The following is a 5717-nucleotide window of genomic DNA, read 5'->3' as shown; positions in this document are numbered from 1 at the left end:
CAACCTATACCAAAGGATGTACAACATCTTGCAGCCAGAAAGGAAATGATTAATAGTCTGGCTAAAGGAGCGTGGCGAGCTTTAAATAGTAATAACTCTGATAGTCTTATTGCCTATGGTATTGGTCTTGGAAAAGTAAATGGTAATACTCTTCGTCCGGACTATGCAACGATTATGATGAATGAAACAAATGCCAATACAGAAAATCTTTCACGTGTTATACCTGATCCAATTCAAAATGCTACAATGATTTGCTTACCACAGATTACCAATCAAGATTATGAAAAGGGTATTAAAAGTTCTGTTCCATCAGCTAAGTACTATTGTGATAATGCAATGGTTATTAGCCATGATAGAAAAGTAAATGTGATGCAAAAGGACAAAACAATTGTTTATGATTTAATCGGTATAGATAGAGGTACCATTGTTGGAAGCAATGAATGGAACAATAATTTTCTAATTAGTTCAGGTGCAGCAGAAATAACTGGTGGTAATAGTAAGGTAGTAAATAGATTTGTTGTACATGATGTTAACTTCTCAGGTAAAATTATTGGTAAAGGGAACTCTACTAATATACTTGATTTGAGCAAATTGGCAGGAGATAAAGTTATAGTGAATGTTAATTATCGTTTTGAACCTAGTGCTTCCGGACAATTAAAAGTAAAAATAAATGATCATTTATTGATTGATGATTATATCGATAGTAATATTTTTAATTATCACTATGTTGGAAGGAAAAACAAAGTGGATAGGGTGCTATGTATTGGTTATTCTGAACACTTTACTGGAACTGATGATCGTGAAGTTATCATAGATAGTGGCGGTGGTTCTAGTAATAGTGAGAAAGACGTAGTTGAAGGTTGCAAAAAAGTAATTATTTCGCCGTATACTACAGTTAAGAGTAGAAAGAACGATTATACTTTTTATGTAAAAACTGCAGACTATAAAGGTAGGGGTTTATATTCAAGAATTGATGTAGATGGAACAGGAACTGTAATTTTTCCGAAAATTGATTTATTAAGTGATTGTGATCAAATAACTTACTCTAAAAACAATAATACTTTGTCTTTGAAAATAAATTTTGGTCAAAACGATCAATTTACTCTTGATATAAAAAATTATGTTGAGCAAAGCAGTAATAAACCTCACTTTGTACTAATAGATAGAAATGGTAGTAATATTGTTCCTAAGATTGAAAGATCAGACTCATCAATTATAAAAATTACTTCGTTTGAATTACATTCAGAACATTCCTTAAATAATTTTAAGGATGTTGAAAATCATTACAAAAAAATTCTAAATAATCATAAGGGTTATAAAGTCTTTGGTGTTATTAGAGATAAAGTGCAAGATCAGAATAATAGTACAGTTCCACACATGGTTTTTGGTTCTTTGGAAGATGATGTAATAAACTTCGATCAGGGAACTATGTTTGCTAGAGGTGGAAATGGAAGTGATATATATGTTATTGATAGTAACACAGAGAAAGGAGAAATTATTATTGATAATAACTCAGATGATAAAAAATTAGACACAATGCTTATGCAAGAAGTTCCGAGAGAATTTAAAACGCAAGAGTTTAATTTATATTTAGGTGATAATGTTGTGGTGAAAGATTATTTCCGCAATGATAGCTATGGGCACCTTATGGTTATGAATAGCAAAGGAGAAACCTTTATTCCTTACGTAGAGCCAATGTTGTATGAGTCAGAGCTATATGCTGGTTCTTCCATGGAATATGGTAAGTTAGTTCCTTTTTTTCATGCTACACAAACTCAGGATAAGTTTTTTTTACCTAAGGACTTTCAAGGCGATCATGTAGTGATTGATTCCTGTCTTGAAGATATCAAGAAATACAAAGATAAAGATAATCTCTTATTAATAAGAGAGAGTGGAATTTCTTTTGTGATTAGAATAGAAGATTTTTATAATGATCAAAGTAAATGGAGAGATGTTAATTTTCTTCTGTGGAACAATGGTAATTTTTTTCCATATTTAGGTTTACAGCAAGAGGTTGATGGAATAATGGACTATCAAGAGAATGATTATGAAAAAATTATGAAAGAATACGTTATAGATTTTAATCAATCTATCAATATTACACATAATCAAAACGATACTTTAATTTCGGTTGGGCAAGATGAAGAACGCGTAGGAGTAGTAATATTAAAAAATGTTGCTCCAGATTGGATTAGGGTTTCCAGTAGTGATACAGATTTGGTGTTTTCCGATGAAGTATCTAACCATGTAGTCAATATAAAAAATTGGAATAATTCCGAATCTTATAGAATTTCTACATTGGAGTTCGATTTAGGCATAGAACCAATAATAATTCGTAGGTTAGATAGGTTTAATTTATCTGAGGTAAGAAAAATACAAGATCTAATTGAAAAAGTTTCAGAGAATTACAATAATAAAGATAAATATACTCCTAAAATAGAAAATGACTTTAAATGTTTAATATCAATTGACGGCTTCGAAAGTGAAAATAAAAACCCAATGTATCGATGTTTAGGTTTTTCTTCACTCCAAGATCAAATTAGCTTTACAGAAAAGTTCTGTAGTTTGGAGCAACTTACCGAATTTGGAGATAAATTGAATAGCACTCAGGCTTCAGTGTTATCAAGAAAGTTACAGAATAATCTTTCATTAAATGGTTATGATCAAAGTGTAGTAGGTCAGTGCTCTAAATTAATATTGGCTGAGGAAAATAATCAGCAAGTAATAGGTAGAATATCTTCCATGATCAAAAATGTTGAAGAGTCTACTTCTCTCAACCAATCAAAAAGGGAGAAAAAGAGTTCTGACTTCTATCCAATTTTCTTGGAAAATATACACAATAAACTTAATGCAGAAGAAAGTAAAAGAAAAAATATTATTGTAGATGAAAACAGTGTACGTGTAATTACTTCAGGTTATGAAATACTTGATATAGAAAACCTCCCTATTCGAGAAGTAGTAATTAGCAATGATATCAACAAAAAGAAAAGTTTAAGGGATACATTAGATTTTCGCCAATTAGTGCGGCAAATAAATAGAGACTTAAGTATAGAACCAACATCAAGGATTATCAAAGACGAAAGTGATTTGTTGATTGGGTTATTTTTGTCGGCTACTGGTTTGCAAAAAAATGTGATAAAAGTTAGACTAAAAGATGCACTTGTAAATAATTGGCATAAAAAGTTACAAATTATTTTCAATAATGCACCAATGGAGATAGATGAAAGCTTAGGTTTAAAGCCCTCACTCCTAATCTCTGATGAAGAAATTGTTGTAGTTACACCTCAAGATGTAGAAGAAAATAGAAAGCTAATCATATCTAAAGAAGCAGGACAATATGCTTTTCTTTATTTGGGATATGACTTGATAGTTACCAATGCTTTTAATGCCAATGTAGAGCTATGTATTATATACTTTAAGGATTTTTATAAAGAACCTAAAATGAAAACATTGTCTATAAGATTCGCTGATAAAAAAATACTATTAAGTGATGAAATGGATAAAATATACAATGCAGATGATATCGATAAATTAAATTATATTAGTTCTTTTACTAATTTGCAAAAAAGCCCTACAACTTCTATATGTCTTGCTGCTCAGTATGGTGATTTAAGTCAAGTCAAACTTCTTTTTGATAATGGTGCTAACATTGAAGCTCAAGATAGGCAGGGTTGGACACCTATACTCCTTGCTGCGGAAGCAGGTAAATGGAGTATAGTAAAATTTCTTCTTGATAATGGTGCTAATATCGATAATGAAACAACATATCAGGGAACACCTTTACATTATGCTGTACAAGAAGGTAATTTAGATATAGTTGAATTTCTTCTTGATAGAGGCGCTGATATTGAGTCTCAAAATTACTATAATCAAAAACCTTTACACATTGCTGTTCAAGCAGGTAGGCTGAATGTAGTAAATCTACTTCTTGATAGAGGCGCTAATGTTAAGGCCAGAGATAGTGAGGGTTGGACACCTCTTCATTGGGCTGCTCAATTTGGCTCATTAGATGTAGTTGTGTGTCTTGTTGAGAGAGATGCTGATGTTAATGCCTTAACTTTTGATAATAGGACACCTTTGGATTTGGCTATTCATCAAAATTATGGAGAAATTGAGGAATATTTAAGGAGCAAGTCTGCAGTTCAATCTTCAATGTTGATTCCTCATGTTACTCTAGCTAATGATCGTGTAAGACACCGTAAGCGTCGTCATCACCATGGAGACCATAATCGTCATTATAGTCATTTGCTAAATAAGCACTCTATTATAGATTCAAGTAATCAATCTGAGATAGTGGCAAGTAGTAGTACGAGACCATCTTCATGGATAAATGATTTGTTTAGTTGGGTAAAAGATTCTATAGGAGGGTTGTTTAGTTCTAGAGCTGCTTTACCTGAGGAAACATTAAATACTACAAGCTCTATCTCACAAATTGATGCGCCAATAGATGTAAATGGTACAATAATGTTACTTGATTTATTGATTAGAAAAGTTACAGGTCAAAAGTACATTTCTACAGCAGATCAGCCTATATCTCCACTAGAGGCACAGGGCTATGCATTAAATATTACAAAGGAATTTGAGCGATTATTGAATGAAACAGCCACTAAATCAGGTATATCAGTAGAAAATCTAAACTTTGACCCTGTGGCAGTACAATCAGCTGTAGTTAGGCAAATAGTAAGTGAAAAATTTTCTGAAATACCAAAAACTCTATATTCATTTGCAAAAGAAGCATGTCCAGAATTAAAACAAACTGATAAGTTTCTAGTCCACTTAAGAAGCCAATTAGAGGGGGAAAAAGAAACTGCACTGCTACAACAGAAAGTAGAAAAGCCTTCTAAGATCTTAGATCAGCAGGTTTCAGGAAAAGTAGAGTTATCTAAAAAGCCTGATACTTTCTTAAATGGAACATCAGTAGTTAAAGGAATAAGCAGTGTGTTAGAGCGATAAATAGAGGGAACTATGAGGTCTTTTCTGACTGTAACTGTTTGATTTCATTAAAGGAAAGACCTGTAGTTTGTGATATGATGTCAGTAGAGATGCCAGCTTTAAGTAGGTTTTTGGCTACAGCTATTTTAGCCTGTTTTTCTCCTTCCGCTTTGCCCTTTTCATGGCCGATTTGGATGCCTCTTTCTTCTCCAACTCTAAGCCCCTCATCAAATTTTTCAGCAAAAGCAGCAATCTCATCCATTGCCGCCAAAAAGCAGAGTATTGTCGATGTTCTTTGTAAGGACTCTCAAGGTTCCAGATACATCATAGAGATGCAGTTCACTAAGACCAAAGGCTTCGAAAAGCGTGCTCAGTATTATGCTGCTAAAGCCTACTCAAGTCAAGCTGATCAAGGTGATGAGTATCATAATCTCAAGGAAATTATCTTTATTGCTGTTGCTGATTGCATTATTTTTCCAGATAAGGCTGAGTACAAATCAAATCATGTCATCTTGGATAAAAATAGCTTTGAACATGACTTGAAGGATTTTTACTTCGTATTTATAGAGCTACCAAAATTTACAAAAACCAAAGAAGACCAACTAGAAAATATAGTAGAAAAATGGTGTTATTTTTTTCGTATATGCAGGAGAAACAAGGGAAGAGGATCTAGATAAGATAGTTGGTAGTGACGTAATAATAAAACGAGCTTATGAAGAGATGAATAAGTTTAATTGGTCAGAAGAAGAGTTACTAGCATATGAGCAAAGGAAAAAGCGTATAAT

1 protein-coding gene and 2 pseudogenes are annotated in these 5717 nt (G+C 32.5%); 2 read left to right on the top strand and 1 reads right to left on the bottom strand.

Translation table 11 applies throughout. The features are described from left to right. Nucleotides 1–45 precede the first annotated feature (45 nt). Nucleotides 46–4953: an ankyrin repeat domain-containing protein gene (locus Wcon_RS09210; protein WP_114517915.1), complete on the top strand. Its 4908-nt coding sequence runs from the start codon at nt 46–48 to the stop codon at nt 4951–4953. Nucleotides 4954–4963: 10 nt separating this feature from the next. Here the strand turns inward: Wcon_RS09210 and Wcon_RS09205 are convergent. Next, nucleotides 4964–5194, bottom strand: a pseudogene (locus Wcon_RS09205) (Rpn family recombination-promoting nuclease/putative transposase); the annotation flags it as partial. On the opposite strand from Wcon_RS09205, the pseudogene Wcon_RS09200 reads away from it, so the two are divergent. After that, a pseudogene (locus Wcon_RS09200) lies at nt 5127–5717 on the top strand (Rpn family recombination-promoting nuclease/putative transposase); the annotation flags it as partial. The pseudogenes Wcon_RS09205 and Wcon_RS09200 overlap by 68 nt on opposite strands.

The sequence above is a fragment of the Wolbachia endosymbiont of Cylisticus convexus genome, assembly GCF_003344345.1.
Note: the sequence above shows the minus strand (reverse complement) of the source record. Positions and strands in the feature narration are given on the sequence as shown.

Bases quoted from the DNA above. Each gene is read 5' to 3' on its own strand.
- Wcon_RS09210 (WP_114517915.1), top strand. From the start codon at position 46: ATGATTAATAGTCTGGCTAAAGGAGCGTGGCGAGCTTTAAATAGTAAT.